This window comes from Wolbachia endosymbiont (group A) of Beris morrisii, assembly GCF_964028185.1.
Taxonomy (GTDB): Bacteria; Pseudomonadota; Alphaproteobacteria; order Rickettsiales; family Anaplasmataceae; genus Wolbachia.
Window position 1 is genome coordinate 889685 of record NZ_OZ034760.1, and the last position, 19945, is coordinate 909629.

Below are 19945 nucleotides of genomic sequence, written 5' to 3' on the forward strand. Positions count from 1 at the left end.
ATTATATGTATTAAACAAGAGCCTGACATTAGTTTTAATTCTTCTGTCAGTTAACTCTTGTCTTTTATACATGAATCACTTACCTATTTTAATCCCACCTGCATTTCTGCTTTGTATAACCTTTTCCATATGATTTTTAGGAGGTAATGGTGGTGTTCTGCTTGCAGGATTCAAGTTTGTATTTTTCTTTTGCCGATCAGCGTTCAATGCCTCTTCACGAGTCTGAAATATAGGCTCCCCATCATTATAGTTCGAGTTTATGTCTTTCTTTTGCGGAGGATAGTTCAATGCCTCTTTACGAGTCTGGAATATAGGCTCTCCATCATTATAGTTTGAGTTTATATTTTCCTTTTGCGAACCAGCGTTCAATAATTTCGATATCTCTCGCCCTAGCTGATCACCTTTATAATTATTGTTAAGATCTTTGATTTTCTCCTCACCCAATTCCATTATTCGAATTAGAGAGGTATCAATAAAATCCGTTTTTATTTTGTCAATATCTATCGATTTATTACCATAAATCGTAATTTCACTTTTACCTTTTTCACTATTCACATCATAGCCTTGCTCTTTAACCCCTGTTATTACTTCCTTCTTTAATAATCTATGAATAGTATTTATTATTTTTTGACCACAATCTTGAAAAAAATCTCTGATTGTCTCAAATGCCTTTAATAAGGAGATGGTTTCAGTATGTGCGTATTTTTTACCTAGTGGTGGCTCTTCAGCATTCTGGTGTATAGATTCTATTTGCTGAGGGTCAAGCATCATTGCATGACGTTTTGAGCGTGTTGGGTTTGCTTGTGTTTCAGATGACAACATGCCCTTAATATCTTGTTTTTTATTCTCACCATCAGCAACCATACCATCACTTGATTTCCTTTTTTTAGGAAGTAATTGTGGTGGCTCCTCATTATTCTGGGATACTGCATTTAAATTCTTAAGTTTAGGAGGTAATTGTGGTGACTCTTCTTTCCTAGGACTGATAAACTCTTGTACTCTTTCTAGATAACCAACATTTTTGTCCTCTTTAGGCACTCGCGCACCTTCAAATTTGATTTTTTGTATCTCTTCAATACTCAGCCCATTTTCTTTAAGCCATCCCCCTCTTTTACTCATTGATGCAACAAACTCATTAATCTTCTGAATATTTTTTACATCATCATCAACTAACATTACATTTTTTGGCAACTCACCATGTTTATCCTTGTACTCCACAATTGCTTTACAGATATGCAAATTCTTTCCAACTTTACTTTGTTGTTCTTTATCACCTTTTAACTCATTATCATAATTTTCTGGAAATCTACCAAATACAGAAATACTGTCTGCTTGTTCTTTAGATAAGCCCAAATGATTTTCTACAACCCTTTTTACAGCATCCGGATATTTTGTATATGATGCAATATTCACTTCTATTCCGTTTGAAAGTGCAGACTGTAATGTAGATTTCAACCTCTCTTCATTTTTCATTCCACCTGTATTTTTTAGAAAATCTTTTATATTGTGATCAGTCACTGCATTTTTCGCAGCAGAATTATAATCACTTTTTTCAATTCCGGAGTGTCTACCAGAGAAAACAGCATGCATGTGTCCATTAGTGATAGTGTTATCAAAATCAAATATTAATAGGGTATTATTTTTTATAACCATACCTTTGCCTCCAAATTTTTACAAATAATGGATAAAGGTTAACATTAATAGATTAATTATTTATTATAACCTTTCTAATTAATAGTGTGATAAATAAAGTAAATATAACAAGAAGTAAAAATCAACAGCATAAAGAAAAGACTTAAAGAGAAGCCAAATCAAAGTGCAATGGTATTTCACTAATCCAATTATTTTTCTCTTGATCTAGCCTATCATCTAATATTGCCTGTCTTATTGATTCCATTAACTTATTCATGAAGAAAACGTTATGAATGGTAACGAGCGTGTAAGCCAGGAGCTCTTTAGCTTTCAGTAAATGGTGTATATAAGCTCTTGAATGTTTTCTGCAGGTAAAACATAAACAGTCACTTTCAATTGGGTTATTGTCCAGCTCAAATTGTTGATTCCGCAAATTAATATGCTCTTTGCACTTTGAAGAAATAGAATCTCTATTTTTTACTTTAATAAGCGCACCACCATGCCTTGCCAAACGAGTTGGATGCACACAATCAAACGTGTCAATTCCAAGACTTACTCCATGAAAGATGTCCACAATTCCACCAATACCAAGCAAATGAGTAGGCCTGTCTTTTTTTAGGTGGTCCATAGTGAAAGAAACTACATCGTACATCTGCTCTTTACTTTGACCAAGTGATCCACCTATTGCTTGACCAAAAAATGGCAAATCGTTGATAAAATCACAACTTTCTCTACGTAAATCTTGATACACTCCGCCTTGACTAATTCCATACAGTGCCTGCTTGCCATTATTGTTTTTTTCAAATTCATTTAAAGAACGTTCAGCCCATCTGTGACTCATGAGCATTGATTTTGCTGTGTATTCTTTGCTGACGTGGAATGGAGTGCATTCATCTAAAACTAGGATTAAATCTGCACCTAATTTCTGTTGAATTTGTATAGATTTTTCAGGAGTTAAGCAATAAGTTTTACCATTAATGTAAGAACGGAAAATTGCCCCGTCCTCATTAATTTTGATCAGAGTTTTTTGTTTTTTTCTTATTCCTTTTATCTCTTCCGAAACTGATCCGTGGCCTAAGCTAAATATCTGATATCCACCTGAGTCAGTTAGCATTGGCCCATTCCATCCCATCATCTTGTGCAAACCACCAAGTTTTGCAACAGTATTCTCTCCTGGTTGAAGCATTAGGTGATAGGTGTTGGAAAGTATTATCTGAGTACCTGCTTCACTAATTCTTTCAATATCTGCAGCTTTAATTGCAGCTTTTGTTGCACAGAATATAAAAGCGGGGGTTTCTACGCTTCCATTTGGAGTTTTAATTGTTCCAACTCTTGCAGAACCTGATTGCTTGATTATCTTAAATGCAAATTCTTCTTTCATCTATTTGCCTGAAAGTTCTGTTATGATGTTTTCTACTTTCTCAGGAGTAAGATTTTCATAGAAGTCATTATTGATCTGCATAACAGGAGCATTAACGCATGCACCAAGACATTCAACCTCTTTTAAAGTGAACAAATTATCTTTAGTAGTCTCACCGATATTGATTCCAAGTTTCTCTTTAAAGGTATTTAAAACTTTTTCGCTACTGCATAACCAGCAAGGGGTGGTTCTACAAATTTGTATTAGATATTTACCTACTGGTTTTAAATTATACATGGTGTAGAAATTTGCCACTTCATATACACGAATATGTGGCATATGGAGCATATCAGCAACATAACGCATAGCAGATTCAGGAACCCATCCACATTGCTCTTGAACCAGATATAGTAAAGGCATAACAGCACTACCTTCTCTACCTTTGGGATACATCTCTATAAACTTTTCCGCTTTCTTAAGGTTTTCTGATGTAAAACTAAACTGCTTTTCTTTTTCTGTCATTCGTGAGACTCATGTGAATTTCAACAGATTATATCTGAAGGGCTAATAATTGCAATTGTTGGTTTTTTAAGAGATAGCGTTCTACAGTATCATGCTATCTATAGAGTGGTATTGCTTATCCACCCAGTTTGCGAATTCTTTACTGCTACTCATTTTTCATATTTCGCTCTGCGGATTATAAAGACGTTAATTTTTTAATTTTAGTTAAAATTTTCATTGACATTAACACACAGGGGTAATCATAATAGCATTTTATTAATATTTTAAATAAAATTATGTCTATATTAAGAAGATTACTCGGGATCAACTCAAATACACCGGAAGTTAAAGAAGCGATAGGTTTTAACCCAGCAAACGTAGGGTTAATTGAAGGAGATGGAATCGCTTATGGACTCAGCTATCAAGATAATGGTAATGGGAGCAGTAAAGTAAAATTACTTATTAGTCCATTACATCAATCAAAAACATACGAATGGGGTACAAATATCAGCGTAGCAAATGAATTCAAAGATCAATTATCTCTCACATTAATAGAAGATTCAGCTGAAATAGATAAAGTTGGAGTTATCTTTCCTGAAGAGGGAATTGGCGAAGAAGGAGAAAAATACGTTAAAGGTTTATCTTTTCACACTTACGGAATCAAGCAATCAATCAACGTACCTTCAGTTGAACATTTAGATAAAAGGAAATTACAAAAGAATATTAATAATGGTAGTCCTGCAAATGTGGGCAATAGTTACTCTCAACCAAGAGCAGTGAAAGTTGGTAATGGTGATGTAATTGTAATCGCTCATAACTTAAAGGATCAAACTTTAGTTTCTTGGTACTTAAAGTCAAGCGAGAGCGGGAAATTTAAAGTATTGGATGGAAAACAAGGTTTCACAGAAAGAAAGTTATTGAAGTTTAATAGCCCAGGACAATTGGCATTAGATGGAAATACGATACTTTATTCGCAAGTGAGAAAAGACATTGCTAGGAATCAAGAAGTAAGAACAAATATTTTTAAGTTCGAGATGGCTAAAGTGGTTGAGGATCTAAAAAGTGGAAAGAAAGATGAATGTTTGCTTGGTAAGAAAAATTGTCAAATAAATACAGCGTCATCTATTACTTCTAATCCAGGCGAAATAAATTTTCTACAGTATGTGAAACGAACTGAAGGTGGTGATCTAGTTGCTTTTCTTGCAGAAGACCGGTTGCCTAATAAACAAACGTTACATTTAATAAGTCTTGTTAAGAATGGATCAAAATCGAACTTTACTGTTTGCGAATTTGCAGATTCTATAGAGCAATTGTACGTTAAAGACAATGGTCAAGACAGTTTTATTGTAACTGCAGTAAGTGGAGAAAACATCGCAATTTTCAATCATCAAAGATTTGAAAAACCTTCTAAGGTAACAATAATACCGGCAAGTAGCATCAAAACTCTCAGCGATTTTGTTAATATCATTAACGGTCGATTAACACCTGATATCATTTCTAGTAGTACCGTGGCTCCTATAACTGTTACAGAGACGGTTGTGACTTCTAAGAAAACGCCGACTGCTGCAATTACTAGCACAACAGAAACCGACACTGTAAAGACTACCAAATTAACAACAGAAGCATCAACTACCGTTGCACCTACTTCTACAATAAGTAAACCTTCAACAGAGTCAACAACTCAAACAAGTACAGTAACAGTGGAGCCAACAACAGAAGCCGTTGCACCTACTTCTACAACGAATAAACCTTCAACGGAGTCAACAACTCAAACAAGTACAGTAACAGTGGAGCCAACAACAGAAGCCGTTGCACCTACTTCTACAATGAATAAACCTTCAGCGGAGTCAACGACTCAAACAAGTACAGTAACAGTGAAGCCAACAACAGTAGCAAAAACAACTACTACTTCACAAACGACCATGGTTGCTACAACGTCAACTAGTACGCCGATAGTAACTTCGGAAACTGGGACAAGTACTGTAAAACCTACAGCAGCGACTGTTGCGTCGACTTCTACAGCAAGCAGTACTACGATGAGTAAGCCTTTAACAGAGTTAACAACTAAAATAAGTACGGCATCTACGTCATCAGAGCCAACAACAGTAGCTGAAACTATTGCCACCTCACAAGCGACTGTGATTACTACAATGCCAACTAATGCGCCAACAACAAACTCAGAGAGAACTACACAAACAGTGTCTACTATGCCGAGTACTAGAACAAGGGAGTTGACAACTCCTATGTTCACTACAACTTTATTTTCTCAAACTACTTCTTCACCACAGCCTACTCAACTTGCTATAGGGTCCAATAGGGCAGGAATGATAGGGGGATCTTTGGTTGGAGCAATAGGTATTGTTGGAATTATAGGATTCATAGCATATAGATATGTTAAGGGTCGTAATGCTGCTCCTGTGTTAGAACTAACTGATTTGGGTTATAGAAGGCGATCATCTTCAAGTAGCGATGAAGAAATTTTTACCACTGGTGACAGAATGCGAACTATGGATCAATCTGAAACAGTGCTAGACAGTATATCAGTAGAAAATAGTAGTCGATCAAGAAGTAGCTCATCGTCTTCAGCAAGCTCTTGACTGACTGAAGCGGAGTCTAAGAGTGAAAGAAGCTTATCTTGGGATAGCGATGATGTGCCGGAATATCACCTTTAGCTATTTGTCTGAATGTTTTTAATATGTAGACTGTTAGGAAATTATCTTTTGCTTTTGTGATTTTCATGTTAAAGTATAATTCCTGGGTGAAATAAGTAGCTGCTGTTATGTGATAAACATAGCAGAGGAAAGTCCGGGCTCCAAGGAAAAATAGTGACGGGTAATGCCCGCCGGAGGTAACTCCAGTTATAGGGCTACAGAAAATTACCGCCTAAAATATTCTTAGGTAAGGGTGAAAAGGTGTGGTAAGAGCACACCATGGCAATGGTAACATTGGTAGTCGAGTAACCAACACTAGGAGCAAGATTAAATAGAAGTAGATTTTATGTTTTCCTCATATCTACTCGGGTAAATCGCATGAGGTAAATGGTAACATTTACTCCAGATAAATAGCTACATAAACAGAACTCGGCTTATATTTCACCTAGGCGTCACATGATACGTGCGATATAAGCCATGCTATATTTAAATGTGTAGGCATTTCATGCGTTGTCCTTCACTTGTTCTGCTTGATAGCCATCACTACTTTCGCCTACATTAACATTAGAATATTCTTCATCATCAACATACTCTTTCAGAACATACCCTCTGCCCCAAACGGTTTCTATGTGGCTTTTTCCATCATTTGCACTTTCAAGTTTCTTACGTAATTTGCACATAAAAACATCAACTATCTTGTTATCTGAAGGTTCATCCAAGCCATTGTAAAGATGATTTAAGAACATTTCTTTTGTTAGTACTGTTCCTTTACGCAGTGCTAGCAATTCTATCATAGAATACTCTTTATTAGTAAGGTGAACCGTTTTACCTTTCACCTCAACAATCCTGTGATCAAAATTGATATTTATATTACCAATCTTTATCACCGATTCAGGATGGCCTTTAGTACGACGCACTATGGCCTTAATTCGAGCTAATAACTCGCTTTTATGAAATGGCTTGGTTAAGTAATCATCGGCACCATACCCGAGTCCTTTAGCTTTGTGATTGACAGCGGATATACATGAAAGTATTAAGACAGGAACTTTGATTTTTGCACTTCTTAGTCTTAACAATATATCATATCCGTCAATATCACCAGGCAAGTGTATATCTAAAATAACTAGGTCATAGTAATCTCCGTTTGAGGAAACCATGTTATTGTTATAATCTTGTGCAGAAGTAACAACGTCACAGAAGTGTCCATCAGAAGTTAAGGCGTTAACCACAGTCTTTGCACTTACTTGATCATCTTCAATTAATAATATACGCATATTTTACACCCCATAAATAATTTATAATTTTAGTAATATATATAACTAAGGAAAGTAATAAATCAAATTTTTATTAACAAATGATCAAAATTACACTTATTAATTAATAGTAAATATATTGTTCCAAAGTTATATAAATAGATCTAAAATATAATAGACATACCATGATAGTAATAGTATTTTTAGTAAATATTGAATTAAAGTTACTATTATTAAAAGAATACTTCGGTTAATAAATATTTAACTATTCTATATGCCTGTGTTATATTTTTAATTTACTTATCCTACTATTTTAAAGTATAAGTAATACTTTCAGGAATATTGTGTGGCAATATCAATTTTAGGTGCTGGTGCATGGGGTACAGCAATCGCAATTTCATTAGGTAGTAAGAAAGATGTGATTTTGTGGACTCGCAATGAAACTACATTTGAATCAATCAACGGGAAAAGAGAAAGTGACAAGCTACCCGGTTGTCGAATTTCTGATAATGTGTCAGTAAAACTGGCTATTGAAGACACAATTAATGCTTCAGTAACAATCCTCGCTGTTCCCACTCAGTCTCTGAGGGAGGTATGTCAGCAATTGCATAATTGTAATCTGAAAAAAGATGTAGCAATAATTTTAGCTTGTAAGGGAATAGAAAAGTCTACATTAAAATTACCTAGTGAAATAGTAAATGAAGTTTTACCTAACAATCCTATTGCTATTTTTTCAGGCCCTAGTTTTGCTATAGAAGTTGCAAAAAAATTGCCCTATTCAATGGTTCTTGCGTGCCGAAATAACATATTGGGTTCAAAGCTAATATCAGAACTACAGCAAGAAAATGTTAAATTACGCCTTAGTAGTGATGTTATAGGGATACAGGTTTGTGCAGCGTTAAAGAACGTTTTTGCTATAGCGTGTGGGATTGTTCTAGGTAGTAAACTTGGGTTTAATGCTCATGCAGCATTGATTACGAAAAGTATGAGCGAAATTAAGGCTTTATACTCAGCAAAAGTTGGTAACGGTAATGTGGATATAAATACACTACTTGGGCCGGCATGTCTGGGTGATCTAATTATGACATGCACATCCTTGAATTCAAGAAACCTATCTTTTGGGTTTAAAATAGGTAATAGTGACAATGGCTTTAATGTTCAGCAGATTTTGTCAGAAGGCAAGTCAGTGATTGAAGGTTTTAGCACTGCTGAGCCCATATTTAATTTAGCAGGAAAGCTAAAGATAAAAATGCCTATATGTGAAGCGGTCTATAGATTATTGTATGAAAGCGCCTCTATAGAGGATACTATTTCTGTTCTTGTAAATTAGTTTTGTACTTTGGTGTATTGTGAAATTTTTATATAAATTGATATCAACATGGTGGCTGTCTGGCACAGTAAAAAAAATGCCAGGTACCGTAGGCAGCTTAGCTTCTTATCCAATTGTTCCTGTAATACTGAGTGACAGAATTTTAGGTGCAGCAATTATTTTTTTTTTATTTTTGATTGGACTATGGTCTATAGGCAATTATATAAAACACTACGAGACTTCATGTGATCCAAAAGAGGTAGTAATTGACGAAGTAGTTGGTCAATTGCTGACAATACTTTTAGTTTCGATATTGTTAAGCCAAGAGATGAATTGCTCTTCATTGTTGTTGTGCTTTTTTTCTTTTAGGTTTTTTGATATAATAAAAACGTGGCCTATAAATTTGATCGATAAAAATACCAAAGGTCCTTTAGGTGTTATGCTAGATGACATTATAGCTGCAATTTTAGCCTGTGTTCTTATAGGAGCCTTTTATTGTTTATTGTTGATGTATGCAGGATAAAAAAATTTATTATTCAAGCTTAATTGTTCAAAATCTAAAGGATTATATACTGTACACAGCGAATTTATCTGAGTGGGAAGTACACGATGAATTTGATAACGTTACATTTACAATAAATGGTACCAGGGAGTCATTATTTAATTTTGTGTTCTGTGGAGATCAATGTACCGAGCTTTCTATACAAAAAACTCTAGATTATCTCAGAACAAGAGATATAGAAGCAACATGGGTAATAAATTCACATATGAAAGTAAGAGATATTTTAGAAAAGTGTGAAATAAAACACGTTAGCACACCAAAAAAAGCTTTACTTAATATGAAAAATTACTTTTTACCTGCTGATGTTATTCCAAACTTGAGGTTAAATGCTGTAAATGGTAGCGACCTCTTAGAACAGTTAGATTTACACACTTCTAAAATTTTTTATCATGGCGTTGGAATTGTCAGCACATTTTTTCGCGGATTATCAAATTATGATGATAAAAACTCAAGATTAAGATTTTTTCTTGTAACACTAAATAGTGAAATTATTGGGACATGCGGTCTTTATGTTCAAGACAGCGTAGCTGGTTTTTATAGTGATGGAGTTTTACCAATTTACAGGAATCGTGGAATAGGTACCCAAATGGTTTTAGAAAGAATAAAGATAGCTAAGCAGCTTGAATGCAAATATATAGTAGCACATTGTATGAAATCTTCTGTGAACCTTTATAAGAGATTGGGCTTTCAAATGTTAGGCAATCTTTACTTATATACCTCTTCAGCATAATTCTGAGCGGTTACAAATTTTTACATTTGTTTTAAAAGTGCTATGTTTTTTTTGTATGAAGTGGTTTTAATATTGATTCTAATATTATTCTTTCTCTCTTATTCTAAATTAAAAATTAGTAATAAGATTAAGAACTTACAGCATCAAAATGTTATCATAAATAATTTAATTGATACTGTGAATGATGGGTTTTATATTTGGGATGCAAAAAAGCGTATAGAAAAGTTCTCTCCCAACTTACTAATTTTGCTTAATACTGTTTTTTACTCGTTTAATGAGTTTGTGAATTTTTTTGAGCAATCAGAAAGCTTAATTAAAAATTTTGTTGAGGCAAAGGAAATAAATAAATCTTTTACTCTAGATTTAAAGTCAAAGGACAGTGAGGTTTATTGCATATGTTACGGCAGAAGCATAATAGATGATTCTACCAATGTGATAGGTGTGCTGTTATGGATAAGGAATGTCTCAGACTATAAGATAAAAGCTAACGGACTTGAGTTAGAAAATAGTAAGCTTACACAAGAAGTGGAGAGCTATAAAAATGTTTTCAACTCTTTACCATTTCCAATACTAAAATATAACAAGAATAGAAAGGTGGAATTTTATAATTTGTTTTATGATAAGTATGTAGATGGTTCTAAGAAATTTGCTATTACCAGTAGCGCTCATAGCACAAAACCAGGAAGGCATGTCGTAACTTACAAGAACGAACCTAAGGTTTTCGATTTTGTTAAAATTCCAATACAAGGTTCTGGTAGCATAGTAATGTATGGGAAAGATGTTAGTGATGCAGAGAAATTATATACTGAATTAAACAGTTATTTAGCTACACAGAAAAATTTGCTTGAGAGGTTGCCGGTTGCTATAGTAATATATAGTAAGAATCAAAAGCTAAAATTTTATAATAATGCTTTCATAAAAACCTTTCAATTTGACCCAAAATTTTTGGCATCTTACCCAACTTATCATGAAGTTATGCTTTACCTCTTCGAATCTAAAAAGCTTTTAGAAAAAGAGGATTTTCAAACTATTAGTAACCAAAGACATGAGTTATTCAAAAAATTATTTGAATCGTATGATGATACGATGCATTTCACGAATGGAAAAGCGTTCAGGGTATTAACAATACCCTACGCTTCGGAAGGTTTGCTGTTCTCTTACGAAGAATGCAAAAGATAATACTTAAACTCCTTCTCTCTCTACCATGAGCTGTTTTACTTTCGCTATTGCTCTTGCTGGATTAAGTCCTTTAGGACAAGTTTTTGTGCAATTCATTATTGTATGACAACGATACAACTTGAATGGGTCGTTTAAAACATCAAGTCTTTCACCTGTCTTATTATCACGGCTGTCAGCAATCCATCTGTAGGCTTGTAATAGTATTGCTGGTCCTAAAAATTTATCACTATTCCACCAGTAGCTTGGGCAACCAGTCGAACAGCAAGCACATAATATACAGTCGGACAAGCCATCTAATTTTTTTCTATCTTCAGAAGATTGAGAGTATTCTTTATTTGGTAGGGCAGGCTTATCTGCTTGTAACCAAGGTTTAATTGATTTGTATTGCTCATAAAATTGGCTCAAGTCTGAGACTAGGTCCTTTATCACATACATGTGAGGTAATGGATATATTTTTACGTCACCTTTTATATCGTGTATAGATCTAGTACATGCAAGAGTATTGGTTCCGTCAATATTCATGGCACAAGATCCACATATGCCTTCTCTACAAGAACGTCTGAAAGTTAAAGTCGAATCTATTTCATCCTTTATTTTTATTAATGCATCAAGTACCATAGGGCCACAACTATCCATATCAATAAAAAATGTGTCTATTCTAGGGTTTTTCTCGTCATCAGCAGACCAACGGTAAATTTGAAATCTTCTGATGTTTTTTGCTCTAGCAGGAATAGGATAAATTTTGCCCTTTTGATTAATTTTAGAATTCTTTGGCAAAGAAAACTGAACCATATCACTTACCTTTTATTGTTTATAGCTAAAACCCTTTGTAGATAACATATTTTATTATCATCTACTATATTTTTATTAAATTCCTTTTAAATCGTGCACATATTGTAGTCAAGCGAAGCTAAAATCTCTCTTTCTAGATTTTTCATTATAATTTCTTCATCTTTTTTTTGGTGATCATAACCAAGTAAATGCAGTAATCCATGCACTAACATGTGTGCAATGTGAGCAAGAATGGGTATACAATACTCATGCGATTCTCTTTTTATTGTGTCTATTGAAATTGCTATGTCTCCTAAATCGCACTCATTAGACAATTGTTCATACGGAAATGATAGTACGTTAGTTGGTTTATCCATTTCTCTAAATTTTAAATTAAGTTGATGTAGCAAGTCATCATCAGCCAGAGCTATTGATATATTTGGTTTATAGTGGTCTATTTTTAATTCTTTTAGAGAAGTATTGATGACACCTAATACAAAATCTTTAGGATTTTCTATGATGCTGCACCATTTCTTGTCAAGAATATTTACTTCTAACATGAGTGACACATCAGTAAGGGTGTCATGCAAATAGCTGACACTGGAATCCAAAAAAGAAGAGTTATAGACCCTTGTGTCATGTACACAACTGTACGAATATTGTACACTAGAAGGATGTCATCCCAGTGCCTAGACACTGGGATCCAGGAATTTTGATTAGACATCAAGTTAGTGAATATAAAAGTAGCTAATCTTATATTAAAACACAACGGCTTTAATGTGGTTGCATTAAGGCTGGATTCCAGTGTCAAGCACTGGAATGACACCTTTGTGTTTGATGCAAAATCGGCTATAACGTTTAATGCACTGCCTTCGAGACAAATATTCATACAGCTGTGCGTTGCGTGCTGAGATGACATCATTTAGGAACTGAAATGACAGGTATTACACATCACTCATGCTTATTATTTCATTCCATTCAATTTCCGAAACTGGGGTAATTGATAAACGTGGTTGTTTTAATATAGCCATATTTTTCAAAAGTGGGTTTTGTTTTATATTATTTAACGTTACTTGGTTATTTAAAGGGTTCAAAAACTTTACATTCACTAATCCGAACTTGTGATCATTAACATGATAATACTCTTTAAATACTTCAACGATTCCAAGTATTGCTTTCTCTTTACCTGTATGATAAAAAAACGCAAGATCGCTTACTTTCATAATTTTCATGTAATTTTGAGCTTGATAATTGCGCACGCCATCCCACTCAACTACCTGCTCCTTTTCCATTTTTTGCCATGAGTATTCACTTGGCTCTGACTTGAGTAGCCAAAGTTGCATTATTTTTTTCTTCTTAAATAAGCCGGTATATCATAAACATTGCTGCCCCACTTAGCTCCTTCGCTTACCTGTTCAGTTGGTTTTGTTTCCAGTGTTTTGTCTTGCGTACTTTCACTGTGACTATAGGGCCACTTAAATTTCTCTTTCTCTGAGTCTTCGCTCTGACTTATAGGTGAAGTTTCTGATTTATTATTGCGACCATCAATGCCAGTTGCAAGAACAGAAACTCTAACTCTTCCCTCCATCGCTTGATCAAAAGTAGCACCAAATATTATATTTGCATTTTCATCTACTTCTTCACGCACTCTATTGGCTGCAGCATCAACTTCAAACAGAGTCATATCTCCGCCACCAGTAATGTTAATTAATATTCCTTGCGCACCTTTCATTGATACATTATCAAGTAATGGATTGGATATTGCAGCTTCCGCAGCACTAATTGCTCTATCTTCTCCTTCTGCCTCTCCGGTGCCGATCATCGCTTTACCCATCTCGCTCATTATTGTTTCTATATCAGCGAAGTCAAGATTAATAAGCCCTGGCATGACCATCAAGTCAGTTACTCCTCTGATGCCAATGTGCAGAACATTATCAGCAAGTTTAAATGCATCAGAAAATGTAGTTTTTTCATTTGCAATTCTAAATAAATTCTGATTTGGAATGACAATAAGTGTATCCACGTATTTTTGCAATTCTTCAAGTCCAAACTCTGCAGTGCGCATACGGCGCACACCTTCAAAACCGAACGGTTTAGTTACAACTCCAACAGTCAATATCTTTTTTTCTTTTGGCGCTCTATCCTTAACTGCGGCTCTTGCTTCTCTGGCTGCTTTTGCAATTACCGGTGCTGCACCGGTTCCAGTACCACCGCCCATTCCTGCTGTGATGAAAAGCATATGACTATCTTTTATATGCTCCATAATCTCATCAATTGATTCTTCTGCTGCACCTTTGCCAACATCAGGCAAAGCACCAGCACCAAGACCCTTGGTTAAGTTAATACCCAGTTGAATTTTTTTATCACACAAAGACTTTTCTAGTGCTTGAGCATCGGTATTTGCGACAACAAAATTCACTCCTTGCAAATTGGATTGGATCATGTTATTCACAGCATTTCCACCAGCACCACCCACTCCCACAACGGTAATCCTTGGGTGTAATATAGGTAACTCCGGTAGACTAAGATCAATAGACATTTAAATTACTCAAATTTAGCGAATTCACTTGATAATAAGTTACCGCTTTTTTAATAATAAGCAAATACTTTTCACTCCTATAGACATAAAATAGTAAATATGGTTTACTTATTCTTAATAACATTTTAAATAACAGATAATAACTTTGTATTTTTAGAAGGTATCATTCTATCGATACAAAAAAATAGAAAATGTTATAAAAAGGGATAGAAACCTATCCCTTTTTATTCTGCTTAAGCTACTTTATTATGCTTTTGCTGGTGCTGGAACTACTCCAATTGCTACTCCAATTTCAGTCAAGAGCGTTGATGCATCACCATCCTTTACTTTAACCTTATCACCATCCATTGCAGGCTTATCACCATCTTTATCTTTTTCACACTTATTGAATACTTCTTTCACTGCATCAATTTGACTTGCCTTACTACTGTTCAGACATGCATACACAGGTGCAGCTATTAAAGCTGCCACCGCAGCAACAACTATCAAACTAGCAACTAATGGATGAGCAACTAAAAATGCAGATACTGCAGTAATAGCAGGACTAACGAGTGTTGCAGCTTTTGTTCCAACTGTACCAACGAAAGCCGCATAAGCTGGGCTCAAAAAATAAGCAGCTGTAAGCGAAATTGCTGCTGCAATTGCTACAAAAGTCGCGGCCGTTTTGTATGGATGGTGACATACGTATTGCCAATTTACGCTAGCAACTCCCTTGGTTGTATTCAAAAACCCTTTCTCAGACTTATTATATCCTGTTTTATTAGCTCCAATGAAAGAATCTTCTGCTGTAATATTTATTGTCATAACTCTACTCCTTAAATAGAATGTTAAAATTTCATTAAGGGCAGTATATAATGAAACAAATTGTCTGTCAAGTAAACTAATTTTTTAATATACCCTTATTCTGTAATTCAACGCTTCAGCAATGTGTGCTCTTTTTACTTCTTCACTTTTTGTAAGATCTGCAATGGTTCTTGCAACTTTTAATACGCGTGTGTAGCCTCGATTGGAAATGTAATTTTCTTTCAGTACGTATTTTAGCAATTCTAACCCTGCCTGATCTGGTTCAGTAAATTTATTAAATGCTTCACCGCTTACTTCTGCGTTACAACGAACATTCAATTTACTATAACGCTCAGTTTGAATTTTTCTCGCTGCTATCACTCTTTCTCTCATGATCTTAGTACTTTCTCCCTCCACAGAGATTTCAGGAGAGAGTATGCTAACGTTTGGCATTTCAATGCATATGTCTATTCTATCAAGCAATGGTCCTGATATTTTGTTTTTGTAATCTGTGCCACACTTTGGAGCTTTGTTGCACGATCTACTTGCATCACCTAAATAACCGCACCTGCAAGGGTTCATTGCAGCAATCAGTTGAAAATTTGCAGGGTAGGTTATGTGAGCATTTGCCCTTGCAACGGTAACTTTTCTATCTTCAAGTGGTTGGCGCAGAGAATCAAGCACAAGTCTTGGAAATTCTGGCAACTCATCAAGGAATAACACGCCATTATGAGCCATGGTAATTTCTCCAGGTTTTGCATTCTTTCCTCCTCCTATCATTGCTGGCATAGAGCATGAATGATGAGGTTCACGAAAGGGACGCGCTACTTTGAATATTTCATTACCAGTTTTTGTTATGCTGGAAATAATATTAACATCAATCATCTCCTGTTCGGTCAAATCAGGCAGCAATCCTATAAAGCGCTTAGCAAGCATTGACTTTCCAGTACCAGGAGGGCCAACAAGAAGCATATTATGTCCACCTGCTGCTGCAATTTCAGCTGCTCTTTTTGCAACAACTTGGCCTTTGATATCCTTCATATCGGGAATCAATCTTTTTTCTTTGGGTGCATCACTATAATTAAAAATTACTGGCTGAATTAATTGTTTACCCTTAAAGTGTCTGATAATATCAGTTAATTTCTCTATAGCTAGAATTGAAACATTCTTTACCCATAAAGCCTCTACTCCATTTCCCCTTGGGCAAATTACTCCTTTATTTGTCTGTTTTGCATTGATTGCTGTTGGCAGCACACCTGAAACTGGAATAACTCTGCCATCAAGGGCAAGCTCACCCATAATGATATAAGACTGAACTTTTTCAACTGGTATCACATTCATTACAACAAGTAGTCCAATAGCAATAGCCAAGTCATAATGACTGCCTTCTTTCAGCAAATCCGCAGGGGAGAGATTAACTGTAATTCTTTTTGGAGGTAGTAGTAGATTGATTGAATTTAACGCTGCTCTGATGCGCTCTTTGGATTCTGCAACAGTTTTATCCGGTAATCCAACAATATTAAAAGCTGGAATACCATTTGCCATATGAATTTGTGCATTGACATTTACTGTGCTAATTCCCTGAAGCGCAACGGTATTTATATTTGCAATCATAATATATTATATAAAATTGTTAATATAATATATTAAAGAAGTGATGAAGTAAAGGCTACAGCAATTAAAGATGGCTTAACTTAGCAAAAAAGTGCATAGTATCCTATCGCTTTGCTGATTACAAAATGTTTATAAGGATAATAACTTTTCTTTTGCTATACTCAAGCGCAGTTTTCTGTAGTGATTGTAATTTTAATTTACCATACTGTGGGCTTAGTTGTAATCTGGATCTATCATATAGAAATTTAAGTAATATAAAAAAATTGTTGAATAACGACGATAAGTTTGTTGTGCTTACGTTTGATGATGGACCGTCTAACAATAGAGTAAACGATATTATTAATGTTCTGGAAAGCTATGAAGCAAAAGCAACATTTTTTGTGCTTGGTGAACGTATAAATGAAAAAACGTCTGAAATAGTAAAGAAAATTCATGAATCAGGTCATGAGTTAGGCAATCACTCTTGGTCGCATAGGAAGTTGACATCACTTTCAAGTGAGGAACAATTGCAAGAATTGGAAAAGACAAATACAGCAATTAAAAATGTAATAAAACAAGATGTAAAATGGTTTCGTCCGCCATATGGATGTCATGACGATAATCTGATTGAAAATACTGATCAATTAAATATGTATTCAATATTATGGACAGTTGATTCGCTAGATTGGCAAGGTGATAAACCAGAAGCTTTAGTTGAAAGAGTTTTAAGTAATGTACATAATGGAGCAGTTATACTGTTTCATGATCACAATAACAGATCAAACACAATTGAAGCTTTACCTCATATTATTAAAATACTAAAAAAATCAGGTTACAAATTTGTTACCTTAAGTGAGTGGGAAAAAAGGGTTTGTAATACGGTAAAAGCCAGAAGTGTAACAATAAAAGAGGGGGGAAAAGTGCGTTTTGAAGGAATGTTATGTGGACAAAAAACAAAGTCTTTAACCGCAGAGCATTTATATTAGGCGGTATTCAGCTTACCATTTCCGCTGTTTTTAGCTATAGGTTATATAATTTACAAGTACGAAACAGACAAAAATACGAAACGCTGTCTAATAACAATAGGGTACGAATCACCACTATTATGCCTCAGCGAGGCAAAATTTTAGATAGGAATAGCATTGAACTTGCGATAAACAAAATTTCGTATGTTGTTTTGTTTGATGGTTCTGGTAAGGAAGTTGATTTGCAAACATTATCAGAAGTCGAGTCTAAAATAGCAAAATCGTCAGAAACAAAAGTAACTGCTCTTTATAAACGTTATTACCCGTTTGGTTCAATATGTTCTCATGTAATTGGATATACAAAAAGACAGCAAGGTATAAACGAAGTAGGAATCAGCGGTATTGAATATACATATGATCATATATTGAAAGGCAAGCCAGGAAAATCTGAGCAGGAAATAAATTCTAAAAAACGCGTCATAAAAGAATTATCAAGCATACCACAACAAGACGGACAAGATGTACAACTGACAATTGATATTAATCTGCAAGAGAAAATCGCAGAGGTATTTAAAGATCACCAGGGCTCCGCAGTGGTAATTAATGTAAATAATGGAGAAATTTTAGCATTATATAATTCACCTTCTTACGATAATAATCTTTTTGCTAGCAGATTATCAAATGAGACTTGGGAGAGCTTGAATGCTCCTTCATTGCCGCTCGTGAATCGTGCGTTATCATATCAAATTCCACCTGGTTCAATATTTAAAATAATAGTTGCGCTTGCGGGTTTAAAAGACGGGATAATCACACCAGAAGAGAAATTCTCGTGTAAGGGCTATATGAAAATAGGTGAGCGGAAATTTCGTTGCCTGAAAAGCAAAGTCCATGGATATGTATCTTTAAATGAGGCAATGGCATTATCATGCAACACTTACTTTTATAACATAGGAAAAAAAATAAGTGTAGACTCTCTAGTAGAAATGGCCAGAAAATTTGGTATTGGAAGTGGGCCACTGATTGGAACGTTTAAAGAAGAAGCTCCAGGATTGTTGCCCGATAGAGATTGGCGCGCACGAAAGCTATATTCGCAGTGGTATTTAGGTGACACTATCAACCTAGTTATAGGACAAGGGTATATGCTTACAACACCACTACAGCTTGCAGTTCTTTCGGCGAGGATTGCAACAGGAAAAGAGGTAATTCCCCGCATTAAGATGAATGAAACGATACAAGATTTTCCCGATATTGATGTGGATTGTGAGCATCTTAGCATAGTTCGAAAAGCTATGTTTGACGTGGTGAATTCTAAAACTGGAACCTATAAAAAAGGGTTAAGCGGTATACAAATTGCAGGCAAAACCGGTACACCAGAGATAAACTCTAAGGGCGAAAGTCATAAGTTATTTATCGCTTATGGCCCTTACCATAACCCGCGCTACGCAATCTCTGTGTTTATAGAACACGGCAAAGCCCCACGCCAAGATGTTGCTATAGCTAATGAGATATTTCAGTATATGCTTGAAACTATGAGTATTAGACTTCTTGCATAACCATATAACAAACTTTTATTGGGAATAGAAACGAAAAAACTTACTTGACACCCTTTGCCAGCCCCCTTATCATAAAACTGAAGGTATTCAGTTATCTTCATCTGTGCAGATTAAACAGCAAAAAAACAACGTAGTTGGCGTCTTATTTTTAATTTTTTGCACTATGTGCACCTTATGTCTTCACAACATTTCTAGGTTTTTACCTATATAAGCTGAAACGCGCTTATAAGTCGTTTAAGACAGTATAGTACGCCAATTTGAAAGATGAGAGAGTGAACACTAATTACCACGGGGTTTCTTTTGCCTTTTTTTCTGCTTAGTAAATTTCTTAAACATTTTAGCTAAGGTTAGTTGCATTTAAAAGCAGCTAAATTGCAGTATTTAAGACTTAAAAAACGCCAATACTGAAAATAGACAATGACCAGGGTTTCTTTTGCCTTTTTTTTGTTTGGTAAATTTCTTAAACATTTATGGCTAAACGACAACCGTCATCCCGCTGCTTGTTAGCGGGATCTCTTGTTAGCGGCTGAGATACCGCGAATGAATCGCGGTATGACGGTTAAG

Annotated in this window: 19 protein-coding genes and 1 other RNA gene; 10 read left to right on the plus strand and 10 right to left on the minus strand. The window is 35.0% G+C overall.

Going from position 1 to position 19945, the window contains the following annotated elements; translation table 11 throughout:
- Window positions 1-75 precede the first annotated feature (75 nt).
- The 3 genes from ABWU69_RS04550 to nuoE form a co-directional block, all read right to left on the minus strand.
- Entirely contained in the window at window positions 76-1653 is a 1578-nt protein-coding gene (locus ABWU69_RS04550; RefSeq protein WP_265034384.1) for a hypothetical protein, read from the minus strand.
- Between the two features lie 142 nt (window positions 1654-1795).
- Entirely contained in the window at window positions 1796-3013 is a 1218-nt protein-coding gene (gene tgt / locus ABWU69_RS04555; RefSeq protein WP_265026319.1) for a tRNA guanosine(34) transglycosylase Tgt, read from the minus strand.
- The gene (nuoE, locus tag ABWU69_RS04560; protein WP_265026320.1) at window positions 3014-3514 is read right to left on the minus strand and encodes an NADH-quinone oxidoreductase subunit NuoE; all 501 of its coding nucleotides are present in this window, start codon (window positions 3512-3514) and stop codon (window positions 3014-3016) included.
- A 275-nt stretch (window positions 3515-3789) separates the two neighbouring features.
- Between nuoE and ABWU69_RS04565 the strand changes: the two genes are divergently transcribed.
- Both ABWU69_RS04565 and rnpB read left to right on the plus strand, forming a co-directional pair.
- A complete protein-coding gene (locus ABWU69_RS04565) occupies window positions 3790-6090 on the plus strand; it encodes a hypothetical protein (RefSeq protein ID WP_353285009.1) in 2301 nt (766 codons plus the stop codon).
- A gap of 157 nt (window positions 6091-6247) precedes the next feature.
- Window positions 6248-6597, plus strand: an RNA gene (gene rnpB, locus ABWU69_RS04570) — RNase P RNA component class A.
- 50 nt (window positions 6598-6647) lie between these two features.
- On the opposite strand, the gene ABWU69_RS04575 is transcribed toward rnpB, so the two are convergent.
- Window positions 6648-7418 (minus strand): response regulator transcription factor, encoded by a 771-nt coding sequence (locus ABWU69_RS04575; protein ID WP_265034386.1) that lies wholly within the window; start codon window positions 7416-7418, stop codon window positions 6648-6650.
- Window positions 7419-7743: 325 nt separating this feature from the next.
- Here ABWU69_RS04575 and ABWU69_RS04580 point away from each other — a divergent pair, with 325 nt between their 5' ends.
- The 4 genes from ABWU69_RS04580 to ABWU69_RS04595 are packed head-to-tail and all read left to right on the plus strand — an operon-like array spanning window position 7744 to window position 11177.
- Complete coding sequence (locus ABWU69_RS04580; RefSeq protein ID WP_265034387.1) at window positions 7744-8727, plus strand: NAD(P)H-dependent glycerol-3-phosphate dehydrogenase; 984 nt, start codon at window positions 7744-7746, stop codon at window positions 8725-8727.
- 19 nt (window positions 8728-8746) lie between these two features.
- On the plus strand, window positions 8747-9229 hold the full coding sequence (locus tag ABWU69_RS04585) for a phosphatidylglycerophosphatase A (protein WP_265026323.1): 483 nt from the start codon (window positions 8747-8749) through the stop codon (window positions 9227-9229).
- Window positions 9219-9998 carry a GNAT family N-acetyltransferase gene (locus tag ABWU69_RS04590; protein ID WP_265026324.1) on the plus strand — a complete coding sequence of 260 codons (780 nt, stop codon included), beginning with the start codon at window positions 9219-9221 and terminating at the stop codon, window positions 9996-9998. Before ABWU69_RS04585 ends, ABWU69_RS04590 begins: the two co-directional genes overlap by 11 nt.
- Before the next feature lie 42 nt (window positions 9999-10040).
- Complete coding sequence (locus tag ABWU69_RS04595) at window positions 10041-11177, plus strand: hypothetical protein (protein ID WP_265034388.1); 1137 nt, start codon at window positions 10041-10043, stop codon at window positions 11175-11177.
- Window positions 11178-11180: 3 nt separating this feature from the next.
- Here the strand turns inward: ABWU69_RS04595 and ABWU69_RS04600 are convergent, their stop codons facing one another.
- Window positions 11181-11969: a succinate dehydrogenase iron-sulfur subunit gene (locus ABWU69_RS04600; RefSeq protein WP_010082472.1), complete on the minus strand. Its 789-nt coding sequence runs from the start codon at window positions 11967-11969 to the stop codon at window positions 11181-11183.
- Window positions 11970-12055: 86 nt separating this feature from the next.
- The gene (gene ybeY / locus ABWU69_RS04605) at window positions 12056-12508 is read right to left on the minus strand and encodes an rRNA maturation RNase YbeY (RefSeq protein WP_265035665.1); all 453 of its coding nucleotides are present in this window, start codon (window positions 12506-12508) and stop codon (window positions 12056-12058) included.
- A gap of 24 nt (window positions 12509-12532) precedes the next feature.
- Here ybeY and ABWU69_RS08070 point away from each other — a divergent pair, with 24 nt between their 5' ends.
- Together ABWU69_RS08070 and ABWU69_RS04615 are read left to right on the plus strand one after the other, a co-directional pair.
- A complete protein-coding gene (locus ABWU69_RS08070) occupies window positions 12533-12664 on the plus strand; it encodes a hypothetical protein (protein ID WP_259348783.1) in 132 nt (43 codons plus the stop codon).
- A 15-nt stretch (window positions 12665-12679) separates the two neighbouring features.
- A complete protein-coding gene (locus tag ABWU69_RS04615) occupies window positions 12680-12859 on the plus strand; it encodes a hypothetical protein (RefSeq protein ID WP_259348784.1) in 180 nt (59 codons plus the stop codon).
- 33 nt (window positions 12860-12892) lie between these two features.
- On the opposite strand, the gene ABWU69_RS04620 is transcribed toward ABWU69_RS04615, so the two are convergent.
- The 4 genes from ABWU69_RS04620 to ABWU69_RS04635 all read right to left on the minus strand — a co-directional run bounded on the left by ABWU69_RS04620 (window position 12893) and on the right by ABWU69_RS04635 (window position 16884).
- A complete protein-coding gene (locus ABWU69_RS04620; RefSeq protein ID WP_265034389.1) occupies window positions 12893-13291 on the minus strand; it encodes an EVE domain-containing protein in 399 nt (132 codons plus the stop codon).
- On the minus strand, window positions 13291-14487 hold the full coding sequence (ftsZ, locus tag ABWU69_RS04625; RefSeq protein ID WP_265034390.1) for a cell division protein FtsZ: 1197 nt from the start codon (window positions 14485-14487) through the stop codon (window positions 13291-13293). The genes ABWU69_RS04620 and ftsZ overlap by 1 nt, the downstream gene beginning before the upstream one ends.
- A 246-nt stretch (window positions 14488-14733) precedes the next feature.
- Window positions 14734-15291, minus strand: a complete 558-nt coding sequence (locus ABWU69_RS04630; protein WP_341818498.1) for a hypothetical protein — start codon at window positions 15289-15291, stop codon at window positions 14734-14736.
- A gap of 84 nt (window positions 15292-15375) precedes the next feature.
- On the minus strand, window positions 15376-16884 hold the full coding sequence (locus ABWU69_RS04635) for a YifB family Mg chelatase-like AAA ATPase (protein ID WP_353285010.1): 1509 nt from the start codon (window positions 16882-16884) through the stop codon (window positions 15376-15378).
- Between the two features lie 125 nt (window positions 16885-17009).
- Between ABWU69_RS04635 and ABWU69_RS04640 the strand changes: the two genes are divergently transcribed.
- Together ABWU69_RS04640 and ABWU69_RS04645 are read left to right on the plus strand one after the other, a co-directional pair.
- Entirely contained in the window at window positions 17010-17849 is an 840-nt protein-coding gene (locus ABWU69_RS04640) for a polysaccharide deacetylase family protein (RefSeq protein ID WP_353285011.1), read from the plus strand.
- Window positions 17804-19381 (plus strand): penicillin-binding transpeptidase domain-containing protein, encoded by a 1578-nt coding sequence (locus tag ABWU69_RS04645; protein WP_353285012.1) that lies wholly within the window; start codon window positions 17804-17806, stop codon window positions 19379-19381. Before ABWU69_RS04640 ends, ABWU69_RS04645 begins: the two co-directional genes overlap by 46 nt.
- Window positions 19382-19945 lie beyond the last annotated feature (564 nt).